General features: G+C 70.3%; 14 protein-coding genes. 7 read left to right on the top strand and 7 right to left on the bottom strand.

What is annotated here, in order from left to right:
• Nucleotides 1–21: 21 nt before the first annotated feature.
• From ACZ62B_RS05780 to ACZ62B_RS05760, 5 genes are all read left to right on the top strand, one after another.
• A complete protein-coding gene (locus ACZ62B_RS05780; protein ID WP_344566846.1) occupies nt 22–831 on the top strand; it encodes a class I SAM-dependent methyltransferase in 810 nt (269 codons plus the stop codon).
• A 744-nt stretch (nt 832–1,575) separates the two neighbouring features.
• Nucleotides 1,576–2,349 carry an isoprenyl transferase gene (locus ACZ62B_RS05775; RefSeq protein WP_073932231.1) on the top strand — a complete coding sequence of 258 codons (774 nt, stop codon included), beginning with the start codon at nt 1,576–1,578 and terminating at the stop codon, nt 2,347–2,349.
• Between the two features lie 305 nt (nt 2,350–2,654).
• Nucleotides 2,655–3,980: a PhoH family protein gene (locus tag ACZ62B_RS05770; RefSeq protein ID WP_344566849.1), complete on the top strand. Its 1,326-nt coding sequence runs from the start codon at nt 2,655–2,657 to the stop codon at nt 3,978–3,980.
• Between the two features lie 410 nt (nt 3,981–4,390).
• On the top strand, nt 4,391–5,083 hold the full coding sequence (locus tag ACZ62B_RS05765) for an aggregation-promoting factor C-terminal-like domain-containing protein (protein WP_468725853.1): 693 nt from the start codon (nt 4,391–4,393) through the stop codon (nt 5,081–5,083).
• Between the two features lie 145 nt (nt 5,084–5,228).
• The gene (locus tag ACZ62B_RS05760) at nt 5,229–6,617 is read left to right on the top strand and encodes an AI-2E family transporter (RefSeq protein WP_468725851.1); all 1,389 of its coding nucleotides are present in this window, start codon (nt 5,229–5,231) and stop codon (nt 6,615–6,617) included.
• Between the two features lie 382 nt (nt 6,618–6,999).
• Here the strand turns inward: ACZ62B_RS05760 and ACZ62B_RS05755 are convergent, their stop codons facing one another.
• Nucleotides 7,000–7,533: an alkyl hydroperoxide reductase gene (locus ACZ62B_RS05755; RefSeq protein ID WP_085574276.1), complete on the bottom strand. Its 534-nt coding sequence runs from the start codon at nt 7,531–7,533 to the stop codon at nt 7,000–7,002.
• A 6-nt stretch (nt 7,534–7,539) separates the two neighbouring features.
• Nucleotides 7,540–8,094 carry a peroxiredoxin gene (locus ACZ62B_RS05750; protein WP_030859927.1) on the bottom strand — a complete coding sequence of 185 codons (555 nt, stop codon included), beginning with the start codon at nt 8,092–8,094 and terminating at the stop codon, nt 7,540–7,542.
• Nucleotides 8,095–8,227: 133 nt separating this feature from the next.
• On the opposite strand from ACZ62B_RS05750, the gene ACZ62B_RS05745 reads away from it, so the two are divergent.
• Nucleotides 8,228–9,172: a LysR substrate-binding domain-containing protein gene (locus ACZ62B_RS05745; protein WP_382052682.1), complete on the top strand. Its 945-nt coding sequence runs from the start codon at nt 8,228–8,230 to the stop codon at nt 9,170–9,172.
• Between the two features lie 21 nt (nt 9,173–9,193).
• Here the strand turns inward: ACZ62B_RS05745 and ACZ62B_RS05740 are convergent, their stop codons facing one another.
• From ACZ62B_RS05740 to ACZ62B_RS05720, 5 genes are all read right to left on the bottom strand, one after another.
• On the bottom strand, nt 9,194–11,530 hold the full coding sequence (locus tag ACZ62B_RS05740; RefSeq protein ID WP_344566859.1) for an ABC transporter permease: 2,337 nt from the start codon (nt 11,528–11,530) through the stop codon (nt 9,194–9,196).
• The gene (locus ACZ62B_RS05735) at nt 11,527–12,222 is read right to left on the bottom strand and encodes an ABC transporter ATP-binding protein (RefSeq protein WP_344566870.1); all 696 of its coding nucleotides are present in this window, start codon (nt 12,220–12,222) and stop codon (nt 11,527–11,529) included. Before ACZ62B_RS05735 ends, ACZ62B_RS05740 begins: the two co-directional genes overlap by 4 nt.
• Nucleotides 12,219–12,743: a PadR family transcriptional regulator gene (locus tag ACZ62B_RS05730; protein WP_344566872.1), complete on the bottom strand. Its 525-nt coding sequence runs from the start codon at nt 12,741–12,743 to the stop codon at nt 12,219–12,221. The genes ACZ62B_RS05735 and ACZ62B_RS05730 overlap by 4 nt, the downstream gene beginning before the upstream one ends.
• Nucleotides 12,744–12,887: 144 nt before the next feature.
• Nucleotides 12,888–13,142 (bottom strand): type II toxin-antitoxin system antitoxin, encoded by a 255-nt coding sequence (locus tag ACZ62B_RS05725; protein ID WP_073932240.1) that lies wholly within the window; start codon nt 13,140–13,142, stop codon nt 12,888–12,890.
• On the bottom strand, nt 13,139–14,074 hold the full coding sequence (locus ACZ62B_RS05720; RefSeq protein ID WP_469689325.1) for an SPFH domain-containing protein: 936 nt from the start codon (nt 14,072–14,074) through the stop codon (nt 13,139–13,141). The genes ACZ62B_RS05725 and ACZ62B_RS05720 overlap by 4 nt, the downstream gene beginning before the upstream one ends.
• A gap of 260 nt (nt 14,075–14,334) precedes the next feature.
• Between ACZ62B_RS05720 and ACZ62B_RS05715 the strand changes: the two genes are divergently transcribed.
• A complete protein-coding gene (locus ACZ62B_RS05715) occupies nt 14,335–16,629 on the top strand; it encodes a transglycosylase domain-containing protein (RefSeq protein WP_469689324.1) in 2,295 nt (764 codons plus the stop codon).
• Nucleotides 16,630–16,648: the final 19 nt, after the last annotated feature.

Below are 16,648 nucleotides of genomic sequence, written 5' to 3'. Positions count from 1 at the left end.
CGCTGCGTGCATGATCGGTGCATGACGGACGAGGCGGCCCACCGTACCTTCGACGACCTGATCGCGGAGGGTGCCTCCGTGCCCACCGAGGGGTGGGACTTCTCCTGGTTCGAGGGGCGGGCCAGTGAGGCCCGGCCCTCGTGGGGGTACGCCAAGGCGATGGCCGGCCGGCTGGCCGGGGCCGGTGCCGCGCTCGACATCCAGACCGGGGGAGGGGAGGTCCTGGACTTCGCCCTCGCCAACGCCCCCGGGCGGCCCCGGCTCGCCGTCGCCACCGAGGGCTGGCCGCCCAACCTGGCCAAGGCCACCGCCCTGCTCCGGCCGCGCGGCGTCGCCGTCGTCGCCTCGCCCGAGGACGCGCCGCTGCCCTTCGCGGACGGGGCCTTCGACCTCGTCGTCAGCCGGCATCCCGTCGAGGCCCGCTGGGAGGAGATCGCGCGGGTCCTCGAACCCGGTGGCGTCTACTTCGCCCAGCACGTCGGGCCCGGCAGCGTCTACGAGCTCGTCGAGTACTTCCTCGGGGCGCAGCCGGACGAGCGGCGCGACGCGCGGCATCCGGACCGCGAGCGGCGTGCGGCCGAGGCCGCCGGGCTGGAGATCGTCGAGCTGCGGGCCGAACGGCTGCGCGTGGAGTTCCACGACATCGCCGCCGTCGTTCATTTCCTGCGGAAAGTGATCTGGATGGTTCCCGGATTCACCGTCGAGGCGTATCTGCCGCGGCTGCGCGCCCTGCACGAGCGGATCGAGAGCGAGGGGGCCTTCGTGGCCCACAGCACCCGGCACCTCTTCCACGCCCGCAAGGGCGGAGCCGGCCGAGCCTCGCGTCCGTGAGTTTCCTCATCGTTATGGGGTGCGGCTGGTCGGCGGAGCAGGGGATCGCATAGGTTCGGACCAAGTTGATTCGCGTCGGCAAAGCTGCGCGGGGCGGCGGTACCGCGCAGCGGAGGGGGCTGCGCGGTGCCCGATCCGGCCTTCCCGGGGCGATCCGGTCCCCTCGGGTCAATCCGGTGGCCGCGCCCGGGTCACCCGTCGGAGGGATGGCCGGAAATGTGGTCGTCCTGTCGGCGGGTGGTGTCACATCCGGCACAGAGACCCCTCGCCGCTCGATTTTCACGCGATCTCGCCGCTTTTCAGCCACCTCAGGGCCCTGAACAGTGCCTTCCGGGGCCGTCTGCGCGTCGTCGGGCGGTTTCGGAGAGTAGTTGTGGCGCGCCGATGTACGCAGCATCACTTACGAAGGGTTATGGTGGAAACCCCCCCTCGGGCCGGTCCGTCTCCCCCCCACGGACCGGCCCGTTTTTTCTCGGCCCCGGGACACGGGTGGGCGAGCGCCCGACGGGACGGCGGTCCGGGTGCTGGTCCGGGACGGTGGGCAAACGCGATCGCCCCGGAAAACGCGACCACCTGGACTTCGACCCCGGACTTTGGGGGCCTCCGCCCCGGCAGGGGTACGCTTCGCCTTCGGGGACCGCCATACGGACAGGGGTCGCCCGCGGCCGAGACCGGGCCGCTTGCCGCGCCACGCGGCGGGGAGCGCCGCGCCTGTCCGATCCGTACGGAGGGGCTGACGATCACGTGAACCTGCGCGACAAGCTGCGGGGCCTGCTGGTCAGGCTGTACGCACGCCGGGTGGAAGGCCACCTGGACACCGCTCAGGTGCCCAAGCACATCGGCGTCATCATGGACGGCAACCGCCGCTGGGCGAAGGCCGCGGGTTCCAGCACCGTCCACGGCCACCGGGCCGGCGCGGACAAGATCGGGGAGTTCCTCGGCTGGTGCAGCGAGACGGACGTCGAGGTCGTCACCCTCTGGCTGCTGTCGACGGACAACTTCGACCGGCCGAAGGAGGAGCTCGTCCCGCTCCTCGGCATCATCGAGGACGTGGTGCGCACCCTCGCCGCCGACGGACGCTGGCGGGTCCATCACGTCGGCACGCGCGACCTGCTGCCGTCCGGGATGCAGACCACCCTGAAGGAGGCCGAGCAGGCCACCGCGGACGTCGACGGGATAGTGGTCAACGTCGCCATCGGGTACGGCGGTCGCCAGGAGATCGCCGACGCGGTGCGGTCCATGCTGCTGGACGCCCACGAGCAGGGCACGTCGATGGACGAGCTCGCCGAGGCCGTCGACATCGACATGATCGGGCGTCACCTCTACACCCGCGCCCAGCCCGACCCGGACCTCGTCATCCGCACCAGCGGTGAGCAGCGGCTGTCCGGATTCATGCTGTGGCAGACCGCGCATTCGGAGTACTACTTCTGCGACGTGTTCTGGCCGGCCTTCCGCAAGGTCGACTTCCTGCGCGCGATGCGCGACTACGCCGCCCGCCACCGGCGCTACGGCGGCTGAGCACCCCGCGCATCCTCCGCGGGTCACACGGAGTTCACCGGCGCGCCGTCATATGCCGTGGCATGGCGGCGCTCGTTCGAGGGCATAACCCAGACAGGTCGACACCCGAACCACGGGTGTCGGATCTCAGCGGGCGGCACAGGCGTCGTCCGCCCGGGAGGCCCTTTGCACCAGCCCGACCGTGCGGTCACGGCACGGAAGAAGCGGCGGAGGGCCGGTTCTCGGCCCGCTGTGCATGAGGGCCGTCGACCGGTCCAGTCTCGCCTCGTCGCTCCCCGACCTCATCCGAGGGGGTACGTCCTTCCGTGGTGACCAGCGCAAAGCGCCACAAGCCCGACCGGCGCACCTATGTTCTCGACACCAGTGTCCTGCTGGCCGATCCCAACGCCCTGAGCCGCTTCGACGAGCACGAGGTCGTGCTCCCCATCGTCGTGGTGACCGAGCTGGAGGCCAAGCGGAACCATCCCGAACTCGGCTATTTCGCCCGACAGGCGCTGCGCCTGCTGGACGACTACCGGGTGCGGTACGGCCGTCTCGACGCCCCCATCCCGACCGGGGACCTCGGCGGGACCGTACGGGTCGAGCTCAACCACTCGGACCCCAGCGTGCTGCCCAGTGGCTACCGCCTGGGGGACAACGACTCCCGCATCCTCGCGGTCGCCCGCAACCTGCAGGCCGAGGGGTTCGACGTCACCGTCGTGTCGAAGGACCTCCCGCTCAGGATCAAGGCGTCCTCCGTGGGCCTCCTCGCCGAGGAGTACCGCGCGGAGCTCGCCATCACGGACTCCTCCGGCTGGACCGGAATGTCCGAACTGACCCTGCCGGGCGAGCAGGTGGACGTCCTCTTCGAAGAGGGGCACGTGTATGTGCCCGAGGCATCCCGCCTGCCCGTGCACACCGGGCTGACCATCCAGTCGGAGCGCGGCAAGGCGCTGGGGCGGGTCACCGCCGAGGGCAACGTCCGCCTGGTGCGCGGCGACCGCGAGGCGTTCGGCATCAAGGGCCGCAGCGCCGAGCAGCGGATCGCGCTCGACCTGCTGCTCGACCCGGACGTCGGGATCGTCTCCATGGGCGGCCGGGCCGGCACCGGCAAGTCGGCGCTGGCCCTGTGCGCCGGCCTGGAGGCGGTGCTGGAGCGCCGTCAGCACCAGAAGGTGATGGTCTTCCGTCCGCTGTACGCGGTGGGCGGGCAGGAGCTCGGCTATCTGCCGGGTTCCGAGGCGGAGAAGATGAGCCCCTGGGCGCAGGCGGTGTTCGACACGCTGTCGGCGGTCACCAGCCGGGAGGTCATCGAGGAGGTCACCGCGCGCGGCATGCTGGAGGTCCTGCCGCTCACCCACATCCGGGGCCGCTCGCTGCACGACGCGTTCGTGATCGTGGACGAGGCCCAGTCGCTGGAACGGAACGTACTGCTGACCGTTCTGTCCCGTATCGGCGCCAATTCGCGGGTCGTTCTGACCCATGATGTCGCCCAGCGGGACAATCTGAGGGTCGGTCGGTACGACGGTGTGGTCGCCGTCGTCGAGAAGCTGAAGGGGCATCCGCTGTTCGCGCACGTCACCCTGACGCGGTCCGAGAGGTCCCAGATCGCCGCCCTTGTGACCGAAATGCTCGAAGAGGGGCAGATCTGACCCGCGACATCCAACAAGGGTCGGTTACCGCTTAGTTGGCGCCGTCCGGAAAGGCGTAGAGCCTAGCCGGGCGGCGTCGGCGTGTGTGCGGATTTCCGGGATTCCCTGGGGCCAAACGGGATGTGAGCTTTCACACGCAACGGAGAATTGCCTTGCGGTGTCGGGTTACGGCAGAGTCTCACTCCTGTCAGGCCCCGCATACGACACATCTGTACCCCCAGCGGTGCGGCACCACAGTTTCAACTTCATAGCGTCGTCGTATGTCGCCCGAAGCACCACGCGGCGCTCCTCCCGCAGGAGTCGCCCACCGGGCCCGCGCCTCCCGTGACCCGTAGTTGGGGAGGCCAGTGCCAGGGGCACGATTGCGTCCGCGAGGGTCACCGAAGCGGGCGATGCTGGAAGGAAACCGTGTGAGCCGGATCTCGGTCCGGGGATTCGCAGTGGCCTCGGCCACGGCGGTCACCGCTGTCGGAAGTGTCGTCGGCGTTGCCTCGGGCAGCACCGCGCAGAACAACGACGCCGAAGCGACGGCAAGCGGCGCCACGCTGCTCGCGGACATCCCCGCGGGCCAGCAGGCCCAGGTGCAGACCGCGTCCCTGACGCAGCAGGCCGAAACGATGGCCATCGCCGCGGACGCGAGCGCCAAGAAGGACGCCGAGGAGGCCGCCCGCAAGGCTGCCGCGGATACCGCGGTCGCGAAGAAGAAGGAAGCCGAGAAGGCGGCGCAGGACGCCAAGGATCGCGCGGAGGCCAAGGCCGCCAGCCGCTCCGCGGTCCGCGACGCGTCCAGCTTCGCGGTCCAGTCCTCCTACACGATCGCCGAAGTGCAGGCGATGGCCCGGCAGCTCGTGCCGGCGGACCAGTTCCAGTGCTTCAGCAACATCGTGGACCACGAGTCCAGCTGGAACTACCAGGCCGACAACCCCACCTCCGACGCCTACGGCCTGGTGCAGGCGCTCCCGGGTTCCAAGATGTCCTCCGCCGGAGCCGACTGGGCGACGAACCCGGCCACCCAGATCAAGTGGGGCCTCGGCTACATGAACGACCGCTACGGCAGCCCGTGCGGCGCCTGGAACTTCTGGCAGGCCAACCACTGGTACTAGAAGTACCGGGAGCACGTCGTTCCCGGCCCCGCTCAACCACGGCACAGCCCCGCACCGTCCTACGGTGTGGGGCTTTCGCCATGTACGGTCTGACCGACGACTCCAGGGGTGAGTGGTGGGGAGAAACGGGGGAAGAGGACGGATCATGTCGCGAGTGCCAGGATGGCTCGGCCGGGTCGGAGCCGGGCTGACCGAGGTCAGCAAACGGTTGGAGGAACGCCGCGCCGAGGTGGAGCGGGACCGTCCGTCGGACGCCGACCCCGAGCCCGAGACCGGACGGGCGAAGACCCCGCACCCCGCCCCCGAGCCGCCGCTCGAGTACACGGCCGCCGTCGTCCCGGCCCGCCCCGACCCGGCGCAGGCCGTGCCCTGGGGGGTACGGGTCGCGGCCGAGGCCGGCTGGCGGCTGCTGGTGCTGGCCGGCACGGTCTGGGTGCTCATGCGGGTCATCAGCGCCGTACAGCTCGTGGTGCTGGCGTTCGTGGCCTCGCTGCTGATCACCGCGCTGCTGCAGCCGACGGTGTCGCGGCTGAAGCGGCTCGGCGTGCCGCGCGGGCCGGCCACCGCGCTGACGGCGCTGTTCGGGTTCGTCGTGATCGGCCTCATCGGCTGGTTCGTGACCTGGCAGGTCATGGAGAACATCGACCACCTCTCCGACCAGATCCAGGACGGCATCGACGAACTGCGCAACTGGCTGCTGAACAGCCCCTTCCACGTCACCGACAAGCAGATCAACGAGATCGCCAAGAACCTGCGGGAGGCGGTCGGCGCCAACACCGAGCAGATCACCTCGGCGGGCCTGGAGGGCGTGACCGTCGTGGTCGAGGCGCTCACCGGCATCCTGCTGGCGGTCTTCTCGACGCTGTTCCTGCTCTACGACGGCAAGCGGATCTGGCAGTGGTCGCTGAAGCTCGTTCCGGCCGCGGCCCGTCCGGGTGTCGCCGGGGCGGGTCCCGCGGCGTGGCGGACGCTGACGGCGTATGTGCGCGGCACGGTGATAGTGGCTCTGATCGACGCGATCTTCATCGGCCTCGGCATCTACTTCCTCGATGTGCCGATGGCGGTGCCGCTCGCCGTGTTCATCTTCCTGTTCTCGTTCATCCCGCTGGTGGGTGCGGTGGTGTCGGGGGCGCTCGCGGTGGTCGTCGGGCTCGTCACCCAGGGCGTGTTCACGGGCGTCATGGTGCTGGTGGTGGTGCTGGCGGTGCAGCAGATCGAGGGGCACATCCTCCAGCCGTTCATCCTGGGGCGCGCGGTCCGGGTGCATCCGCTCGCGGTGGTGCTGGCGGTCGCCTCGGGCGGGATGGTGGCCGGTATCGGGGGAGCGGTGGTGGCCGTGCCGCTGGTCGCGGTCACCAATACCGTCGTCGGCTATCTGCGTGCGTACACGCACGAGACGGCCGTGGTCCAGGCTCCCCGGCCGCGGGGGGCGACGGCGATGTCCGAACCGGACGCCCCACTGCCGGCGGTGTCGGAGGCCCGGCCTCCGACACCGGACACGGAGAGGCGGCCGGGGGGTGCCGACGAGGAGTAGGCGCGAGCAGCCGCCCCTCCCGCAGCCGCGGGCGGTCACGCCGCACTCCGCCCCTCCGCGGGCAGTCGTGCCGCAGGGCGGCACGGGTGGGCGCGGCGGCACCCCGTCAGCGCCGGGCTGCGCGACATCCCCCCGCCCCGCACCGGCACCGCTGACTGGTGCGGGCCGGGTGCAGCTTTACTCACCGGCGCTCGCCGGGTGCCTCCCCCACTCTCGGCTTCGCTCGAGCGGGAGGTACCCCCACCGCCCACCCGTGCCGCCCCAGCGGCACGACTGCCCGCAGCTACGGGGGTTGCGGTGCGGCTGTCCCGTGGAGGTGGGGCGTGTGCCTCGGGCCCGGGCCACCGGGTGGGGTGGGCCGGGCCCGAAGGGGGGAACGGAGTTACTCCGCGAGGGCCGCCTCCGCGTCCAGCGTCGCGGCGACCGCCTGGATCACCGCGGCGATCTTGAACGCCTCCTGGACGACCTCACGCTCCACGCCGGCCTTGCGCAGTACCTGCTCGTGGGAGTCGAGGCACATGCCGCAGCCGTTGATCGCGGAGACCGCGAAGGACCAGAACTCGAAGTCGACCTTGTCGACCCCCGGGTTGCCGATGACGTTCATCCGCAGACCGGCGCGCAGGTTGCCGTACTCGTGGTCCGACAGCAGGTGACGCGTCCGGTAGAAGACGTTGTTCATCGCCATCACCGCGGCGGCGGCCTTCGCGGCCGTGTACGCCTCCGGCGACAGGTTCGCCTTCGCCTCCGGCTCCAGCTCGCGCAGCACGATGGCCGAGCGCGACGCGATCGCCGTCGACAGCACCGTGCCCCACAGCTGCTGGGCCGGCAGGTCGGAGTTGCCGATGACCGAGCCCAGGTTGAGCTTCAGGTCCTTGGCGTAGTCCGGTATGCGGGACTTCAGGGAGTCGAGGGACATGTCAGCTCACTCCCCGGCCAGCAGCGCGACCGGGTCCAGGGTCTCGTCGCCCTTGGACCAGTTGCACGGGCAGAGCTCGTCGGTCTGCAGGGCGTCCAGGACCCGCAGGACCTCCTTGGGGTTACGGCCGACGGAGCCGGCGGTCACCATGGAGAACTGGATCTCGTTGTTCTGGTCCACGATGAACACGGCGCGCTTGGCGAAGCCGTCCTCGCCCTCGATGCCGAGGTCGCGCATCAGCTCGTGCTTGGAGTCCGCCATCATCGGGAACGGCAGGTCGCGCAGGTCGTCGTGGTCCTTGCGCCAGGCGTGGTGGACGAACTCCGAGTCGCCGGAGAAGCCGAGGACCTGGGCGTCACGGTCGGCGAACTCGTCGTTCAGCTTGCCGAAGGCGGCGATTTCGGTCGGGCACACGAAGGTGAAGTCCTTGGGCCAGGCGAACACGATCTTCCACTTGCCCTCGTAGGTCTTGTGGTCGATCGTCTCGAACTCCTTGCCCTTCTCCAGCGAGACGCAGGCGGTCAGTTCGAACTCGGGGAACTTGTCACCGACAGTGAGCACAGGCTCTCCTTGCAGCGAGGAAACGCCCGGATTGCGGGCGTTTCCCATGGGTTGGACCTTGTTGATGTTGGCACATCGTGCATTGATTAGTGAAATAGCTACACTCGGTCGTGTTGATCGGAGGTAGCTATCAGTGACCGTGGGCAAGAGGCGCAGGCAGCCCAGTTTCGCTCAGCTCCGCGCGTTCGCCGCGGTGGCCGAGCATCTTCACTTCCGGGACGCCGCCTCGGCGATCGGGATGAGCCAGCCGGCGCTGTCGGGCGCCGTGTCGACGCTGGAGGAGACGCTCGGTGTCACCCTCGTGGAGCGTACGACGCGCAAGGTGCTGCTCTCGCCGGCCGGTGAGCGGCTCGCCGTCCGCGCCAAGGCCGTACTCGGGGAAGTCGACGCGCTGATGGAGGAGGCGGACGCGCTGCGGGCGCCGTTCACCGGGGTGCTGAGGCTCGGCGTCATCCCGACCGTCGCGCCCTATCTGCTGCCGACGATCCTGCGGCTGGTCCGCGGCCGCTATCCGCTCCTCGACCTCCAGGTGCACGAGGAGCAGACCGCGAACCTGTTGGACGGACTGGCCGGCGGCCGGCTCGACCTGCTGCTGCTCGCGGTGCCCCTCGGCGTCCCCGGCGTGACCGAGATCCCCCTCTTCGACGAGGACTTCGTGCTGGTCACCCCGCTCGGCCACCGGCTCGGCGGCCGGGAGGGCATCCCCCGTGCGGTGCTGCGCGAGCTGAACCTGCTGCTGCTCGACGAGGGCCACTGCCTGCGCGACCAGGCCCTGGACATCTGCCGGGAGGCCGGGCGGGCCGACGTCCCGGCCACGACGACGGCGGCCGGACTGGCCACACTCGTCCAGCTGGTCGCGGGCGGCCTCGGGGTGACCCTGCTGCCGCGCACCGCCGTCCAGGTCGAGACCGCCCGCTCCAACCGGCTGCTCACCGCCCGCTTCACCGATCCGGCCCCCAGCCGCCGCATCGCCCTCGCCATGCGCACGGGCACGGTGAGGGCGGCGGAGCACAAGGAACTGGCGGCGGCCCTGCGAGCGGCGATGCGGGACCTTCCGGTACGGATGGTGGGGAACTGAGCGCCCCACCATCCGTACCGTTCACTCCGTCCGCAGGCCGTCCGGGCGCATCATGCGCAGCAGCGGGGGCAGGCTCAGCAGCGTCACCGTGAGGACCACGCCCGCGCCCATGCCGGTCATCCGCAGCACGCTCGGCCAGTCCACGCCGACCGGTGTCGAGGTCATCTTCAGCAGCACCGTGCCCAGGGCGATGCCCACCAGCGAGGCCAGCAGCAGCCCCAGGCCGATCGGGATCGCCGTCTGCCACAGCACCGACAGGCTCAGCGTGCGGCGCCGGGTGCCGAAGGCGACCAGGGCCGACAGCAGCTTGCGGCGTTCCCGCAGCTGCTCCAGCTGGGAGACCAGCAGACTCGCCCCGATCAGCGCCAGTACGGCGGCGGCGCCGACGAACAGGCCCGTACGGATGGAGTCGTAGCGCTCGGAACGCTCGACGGAGTTCCACGTCATCGGATAGGCCAGCGGGTCGACCGCGGCCGCCGTGTTGCGTATGTACTCGTCGGCGTACGGCACCGAGTCGTCGACCGACAGATACAGCTGGCCGGTGACCGCCTCCGCCATGTCCGCGGGCACCGCGGCCGGGGTCACGAGGAAGCCGCCGCGCTTCGTCCCGGTCGGGTCCTCGATGGAGTCGGCCCGCTTCAGGCCCTCGGGGAGGGTCCAGACGGCGTCCTCCCTGCTGCTGACGCCGACGGGCTTCTCCAGGTACAGCTTCTGGCCCGGCCTGCTCAGCGACGGGGTGTCGGTGTCGTACTCGCCGCCCCGGACCGTGAACACGTCGCCGTCCGCGCACGAGGGCAGCTTCGCCACCTCGCGCAGGGTCGCGCAGTCGCCGATGGTCAGCTGGGCGGTGCGCTGCGGATCCTTGTTCCAGGGCCGGTCGCCGAAGTATCCCTCGGACAGCGGATAGACCTTGCGGACGCCCTTGGTCTCCTCGAACTTCGCGGTGGCCGCAGCGAGTTCGGTGCCCTCCGGCACCCGTACCTGCATCTGCGCCAGCGACATGTCATAGCCGGTCTCCTCGGTGTAGTCGCCCTCCACCCCGGCGAACAGCATCTGCAGCGCGATCGCGCCGGCCACGGCCACCGCGATGCCGTTGACCATGCGGGCCGCCGCACCGCTGCTCAACTGCAGTCGGCGCACCGCCAGTTGCCAGGAGACGCCGCCCGGTCCGAGCCGGGAGACGACCGTCTCCACGATCCACGGCAGCAGCGCGGTGACCCCGACGAGCAGGCAGATGACACCGCCGGTGACCAGGTACTGGTTGAACTCCCCGTTCTCCCGGCCCTGGCCGAGCATGGGGAACAGCATGCCGATCCCGGCCAGCGGCAGCAGCAGCCGCCACCACAGCCGGCGGCGGGCGGGCCGCGCCGTGCGCACCACGCCCAGCGGTTCGATGACCACCCCGCGCAGCGCCAGCAGCGTCACCAGCACCGCGGCCCCCGGAACCGCCACCGCGACCAGCAGCGCCAGCAGCGGCGAGGGGTTCAGATAGCTCGGGAAGACACTGATGTGGAACACCTCGACGGACGCCGCGAACTCACGCCCCGCCAGGAAGAACCCGGCGCCGAACACCAGCCCGAGCAGCGCCCCGGCGAGCGCCTCGCCCGCGGCGATCCGCCGGGTCATGCCGCCGTCGGAGCCGACCAGCCGCAGCGCGGCCAGCCTGCGGTCGCGCCGCTCGCCGCCGAACCGTACGGCCGCGGCGATGAACACGGCGACCGGCATCAGCAGCACCACGAAGACGACCAGGACCAGCAGCATGAGGACCGGGTCCATCTCCTCCACCACCGGGTCGGGGTTCCCGAAGGAGTCGATACGGCCCACCAGCCCGTCGCCGGCCCGCCCCGCGAGGCCCTCGGCGCCCGCGTAGTAGGCGAGCTCCTGCGAGCCGATCAGCCCCTGCTCGCCGATCGTCCCCACGATGTCGTACGACAGCCGCTCCCGCAGCAGCTCGCCGCCGTCCGAGTCGAGGAGTTCCCTCAGCGCGGGGGAGACCACCATGTCGCCCGGCGCCGGGAACTCCCGCAGGCCGGGCGGCAGCGGGGCCTTGTCGCCCTCCGGCTCCAGCAGCCGGCCGCGGACGTCCCGGCCGTCGAACTCGGTGTCGGTGTCCGCGGTCATCAGGGTGTCGTCGGCGCGCTCGATCTGCTCGCCGAAGGTGTAGTTGAGCCGCGCCTCCTCCCGCCGGTCCCGCTCCGCCAGCGCGCCGGGCAGGGCGGTGGTGAGCAGCAGCAGCGCCACCCCCAGCCCGACGCCGACGGCGGTGAGCAGCGCCCGGATCCACCCCTCGCGTCCGCCGGCGAAGGCGAACCGGGTTCCCATGGTCAGATCGCGGGCCCACTGCTTGGCGGTACTCATACGACGCGCTCCATGTCCCGGGACTTCCCGTCGCGCACGACGACCTCGCGGTCGGAGTACGCGGCCACCCGCGCCTCGTGCGTGACCAGGACGACGGCGGCGTTGGTGGACCGGGCGGCGTCGGTGAGCAGCTCCATCACCCGCTCGCCGTTGAGGGAGTCCAGCGCGCCGGTCGGCTCGTCGGCGAACAGCACCCGCGGGCCGGTGACCAGCGACCGGGCCACGGCGACCCGCTGCCCCTGACCGCCGGACACCTCGCCGGGCCGCTTCTTGCGGACGTCGTCCACCTCGAGCCGCTCCATCCAGGTCAGCGCGGCCCGCTCGGCCTCCTTGCGGGACGTGCCGTTCAGCCGCAGCGGCAGGGCGACGTTCTCCACGCAGGTGAGCTCCGGGACGAGCTGCCCGAACTGGAAGACGAAGCCGAACTCCGAGCGCCTGAGCGCACTGCGCTCGGCGTCGCTCATGGCGGTCAGCTCACGGCCGTCGTACGCGATCGACCCGGAGTCGGGGGTGACGATCCCGGCGAGGCAGTGCAGCAGCGTCGACTTGCCCGACCCGGAGGGCCCCATCACGGCGACGACCTCGCCGGGGTGGATGGAGAAGGCGGCACCGTCGAGCGCGGTGGTGGGGCCGTAGGCCTTGCGCAGGTCCTGGGCGGTGAGCAGGGAACCGGGAGGAACGGGCGCGGTCATCGGGTCACCGCCGCACGGAGCTTGTCGAGGCGCGCCGCGGTCAGCTCCAGCCAGCGCAGATCGGCCTCGAGGTGGAACAGGGCGTGGTCGCAGATGAGCTGGTCGGCGAGGTCGCCCTTGCGCTTGCGGTCGGTGAGGATCCGCATGCCGCGCAGATGCTCCGAGCGCTGGGTGTCGAGGACGTCGGCGGCGTCCCGGCTGGTGAGCAGGGCGAGGACGACCTTGGTGTAGAGCGTCGACTGGAGGTACGGCTCCGGCTTCTCCGGCGTGGCGAGCCAGCGTTCGACATCGGTGATGCCGGCCTCGGTGATCGCGTACCGCTTCCGCTCGGGACCGCCGCCGGCCTCGATGCCGTCGACTTCGACGAGCCCGTTCTTCAGCAGCCGGGACATCGTCGAATAGACCTGGCCGTAGTGCAGCGGCCGGTCGTGACCGAACTTCTCGTCGAAGGCCCGCTTCAGGTCGTAACCGTGACGCGGGCCGGACTCCAGGAGCCCCAGGAGGGTGTGACCGATGGACATGCGGAGCACTCTACACACGGTGTATACGCGGTGTGTATACACGGAGTGTGCAGGTCGTGCCGGGGTGTGCGGAGGCGCAGGTGAAGGCCGATTGTCACGGTTCCGCTACCAACCAGCCCGTCCGGCGGTTGAGGGCGAGGCCGTTCAGGCCGACGGGGGTCTGGGGGCGGAGCCCCCGGGCGGTCGACCACGGCGAGGCAGAGGCCCCGCCTCGCCGGGCAACCGCCCCGCCTCCGCGAGGGCCCGTCGCAACAAGAACTCGATCTGCGCGTTGGCGGAGCGCAACTCGTCGTTCGCCCACCGCGCCAGCGCCTCGTACACCGACGGGTCCAGCCGCAGCAGCACCTGCTTGCGCTGCGGCCGACCCTGGGGGGCCGGGCCCCCGGACGGAGTCGTCACTGGTAGAGCGTCCCGGTGTTGAGGACCGGCTGCGCGGAGCGGTCACCGCACAGCACCACCATCAGGTTGGACACCATCGCCGCCTTCCGTTCAGGGTCCAGCTCCACGATGTCCTGCTCGGCGATCCGGGCCAGCGCCGACTCCACCATGCCCACGGCACCCTCCACGATCTTCTGCCGGGCCGCCACGACGGCGCCCGCCTGCTGCCGCTGGAGCATCGCCGAGGCGATCTCGGGAGCGTACGCGAGATGCGTGAACCGGGACTCGATGATCTGCACCCCGGCCGCCTCCACGCGCGCGTGCAGTTCGACGGCGAGCTTCTCGGTGATCTCCTCGGCGTTGCCGCGCAGCGAGAGGCCGTCCTCGTCGTGGGCGTCGTAGGGGTACTCGATGGCGATGTGCCGCACGGCCGCCTCGGTCTGGGTGGAGACGAACTCGATGTAGTCGTCGACCTCGAAGGTGGCCTGGGCGGTGTCCTTCACCCGCCACACCACGACCGCGGCCAGCTCGATCGGGTTGCCGTAGGCGTCGTTCACCTTCAGGACGGCGGTCTCGTGGTTGCGTACGCGCGTGGAGATCTTCCTGCGCGAGGTGAGGGGGTTCACCCAGCGCAGGCCGTCCTGGCGGATCGTGCCCCGATAACGGCCGAAGAGCTGCACCACCCGCGCCTCGCCCGGCGCCACCATGTTCAGCCCGCACATCGCGAGGAACGCGGCGATGGCGACCAGGATGCCGCCGATGATCAGTACGGCCTTGGCGCCGGCCCCGTCGACCGCCGTGGCGGTGACGATCAGCGCGGCGCCGGCCAGCAGGCCGAGGAGGCCGAGCAGCAGTGCCAGCCCGCCGCCGATGCTGTGCGCCGCGAACTCCCGCACGCGCGGGGCCGGCATCTCGGGCACATCGGCCGTGACCTGCGTGTCGTGTGTGGACATGGGTGATCCCCCGTTCCTCCGGGCGCCCGCCGAGCGGCTAGCGCCTGTCTAGCTAAGTGATATCACTTTACCCCGTCCCGGCAACCTCACGCCCCTCTCGAACGTCGGTTCCGTTGGAGCGGGTGCTGATTGTCACGCCCGTAAAGGCCGGATCGGCGGCTCTTTGTCATAGCTCCCGGTGTTAGCTTTCTGAGCTGACCCGAGCGGCGAACTGGTGTGGCTGAAGAGCACACACGAACGAAGCGGAGCGGAACGGACGCATGGGACGAGCGGAAGAAAGACGCGCACGACAGCGCGGTGGGCGCCGTGCGGCACCCAAGGGCCGCCGTTCGTCGGGCGCGGCCGGACGCGGCGGCATACGCCGCCTCTTCACCTGGAAGAAGATCCTCGGCACGTTCTTCGGCCTCTGCCTGCTCGGCATGGGCGCCTTCATCGTGCTGTACATGGTGATCGACATCCCCGAGGGGAACGCCGACGCCGAACTGCAGGGCAACGTCTACAAGTACAGCGACGGCTCGATCATGGCCCGCCGGGGCTACAACCGCGAGATCGTCGACCTCGCCAAGGTGCCCAAGGACGTCCAGCGCACCTTCGTCGCCGCCGAGAACAAGTCCTTCTACAAGGACTCCGGCGTCGACCTCAAGGGCACCGCGCGCGGTCTGCTCAACACGGTCTCCGGCAAGGGCGCGCAGGGCGGTTCGACGATCACCCAGCAGTACGTCAAGAACTACTACCTGACCCAGGAACAGACGGTCACCCGCAAGCTGAAGGAACTGGTCATCTCCCTGAAGCTGGACCGGGAGAAGTCCAAGGACTACATCCTCGCCGGCTACATCAACACCAGCTACTACGGCCGCGGCGCCTACGGCATCCAGGCCGCCGCGCAGGCCTACTACCGCGTCGACGCCGAGGACCTCACCGTCGAGCAGGGCGCGTACCTCGCCGCGCTGCTCCAGGCGCCGAACCAGTACGACTGGGCGATCGCCAGCGACACCGGCAAGAAGCTCGCCCAGGAGCGCTGGAACTACGTCCTGGACAACATGGTCGAGGAGAAGTGGCTGGACGGGGCCGACCGCCAGGGCATGAAGTTCCCGGTCCCCAAGGAGCCCAAGGCCGTTCCCGGGATGGAGGGCCAGACCGGGTACCTGGTCGAGGCGGCCAACGCCGCGCTCAAGCAGCAGCTCGTCGCCCAGGGCGTCGCCGAGGACACGAAGCAGGCCGACGCCATGCTGGACCTCGGCGGCTACACCATCACGCTGAACATCGACAAGAAGAAGCAGAAGGCGCTGGAAGAGGCGGTCAAGGAGAAGCTCACCAGCAGGCTCGACCCCGACAAGCGCGAGGTCGACGCCGACGTCCAGGCCGGTGCCGTCTCCGTCGACCCGAAGACGGGCGCGGTCCTGGCGATGTACGGCGGCGTGGACTACGTGAAGCACTACCGGAACAACGCCACCCGCGACGACTACCAGGCCGCCTCCACCTTCAAGCCGGTGATCCTCGCCGCGGCCGTGGACCAGGACTCCGAGACCCAGGACGGCGTGCCGATCACGGCGAACACCATCTACGACGGCACGAGCGAGCGCCCCGTGATGGACGGCGGCAAGGAGGTCGGCTTCGCGCCGCCCAACGAGGACGACCAGAATTACGACGACATCACTGTCCAGGAGGCGATGAACAAGTCCGTCAACTCGGTCTTCGCGCAGATGGGCATCGACGTCGGCATGACCGAGGTGGTGGAGACCGCGGGTGAACTCGGCATGGAGACCGAGGGCATGCCCCCCGTGCCCGCGCAGACCCTGGGCAGTATGGGCGCGAGCCCGCTGGAGATGGCCGGTGTCTACGCCACCCTCGCCAACCACGGCAAGAAGGTCACCCCTGCGATCGTGAAGTCGGTCGAGCACAAGGACCGCGCGGTCGAGTTCCCCGACCCGATCGGCGAGCAGGTCATCAGCCGCGAGGCCGCCGACACCGTGACCTCCGTGCTCACCGGCGTGGTCGACGACGGTACGGCCAGGGCGTCCGTGAAGGACAACCCGCTGCGCGACGGCCAGGACGTCGCCGGCAAGACGGGTACGTCCGACAACAACAAGTCGGCCTGGTTCACCGGGTTCACCCCCGGACTGGTCACCTCGGTCGGCCTGTTCGGCGAGGACGACAAGAGCGGCACGCAGGTCCCGATGTACCGGGCTGCCGGCGTCGACTACCGCGTCAACGGCGGTGGCCCCCCGGCGGAGATCTGGGCCGCCTACACCTTCGGCGTCATGGGCGAGGTCACCGAGTTCGACCTGGACACCAAGCAGGGCAACGCGGTGAAGAAGCCGAGCAGCTCGCCGTCGGTCTCGCAGTCGCCGTCCGGGACGCCGAGCGACGAGCCGACGAGCGAGGCGCCGACCACCGAGGCGCCGCCGGAGACCTCCGCGCCGCCGACGTCCGCGCCGCCGAGCAGCCAGCCGCCGACGTCGGAGCCGCCGGTGGACCCGACCATCTCCACATCGCCGACGTTCGAGCTTCCGGGGGGCCCGGAGGACCCGGGGGGCGACGAGGAACAGCAGTAGACGGAGAACAGAGGGGCGC

The sequence above is a fragment of the Streptomyces sp. NPDC053426 genome, assembly GCF_055585405.1.
The sequence above is the reverse complement of the archived record's forward strand: the minus strand, read 5'-3'. Positions and strand labels throughout refer to the sequence as shown.

Excerpts from the sequence above, each read along its gene's own strand:
- ACZ62B_RS05780 (WP_344566846.1), top strand. The coding sequence starts at position 22 with ATGACGGACGAGGCGGCCCACCGTACCTTCGACGACCTGATCGCGGAG.
- ACZ62B_RS05760 (WP_468725851.1), top strand. The coding sequence starts at position 5,229 with ATGTCGCGAGTGCCAGGATGGCTCGGCCGGGTCGGAGCCGGGCTGACC.
- ACZ62B_RS05755 (WP_085574276.1), bottom strand. The coding sequence starts at position 7,533 with ATGTCCCTCGACTCCCTGAAGTCCCGCATACCGGACTACGCCAAGGAC.
- ACZ62B_RS05740 (WP_344566859.1), bottom strand. The coding sequence starts at position 11,530 with ATGAGTACCGCCAAGCAGTGGGCCCGCGATCTGACCATGGGAACCCGG.
- ACZ62B_RS05735 (WP_344566870.1), bottom strand. The coding sequence starts at position 12,222 with ATGACCGCGCCCGTTCCTCCCGGTTCCCTGCTCACCGCCCAGGACCTG.
- ACZ62B_RS05730 (WP_344566872.1), bottom strand. The coding sequence starts at position 12,743 with ATGTCCATCGGTCACACCCTCCTGGGGCTCCTGGAGTCCGGCCCGCGT.
- ACZ62B_RS05720 (WP_469689325.1), bottom strand. The coding sequence starts at position 14,074 with ATGTCCACACACGACACGCAGGTCACGGCCGATGTGCCCGAGATGCCG.
- ACZ62B_RS05715 (WP_469689324.1), top strand. The coding sequence starts at position 14,335 with ATGGGACGAGCGGAAGAAAGACGCGCACGACAGCGCGGTGGGCGCCGT.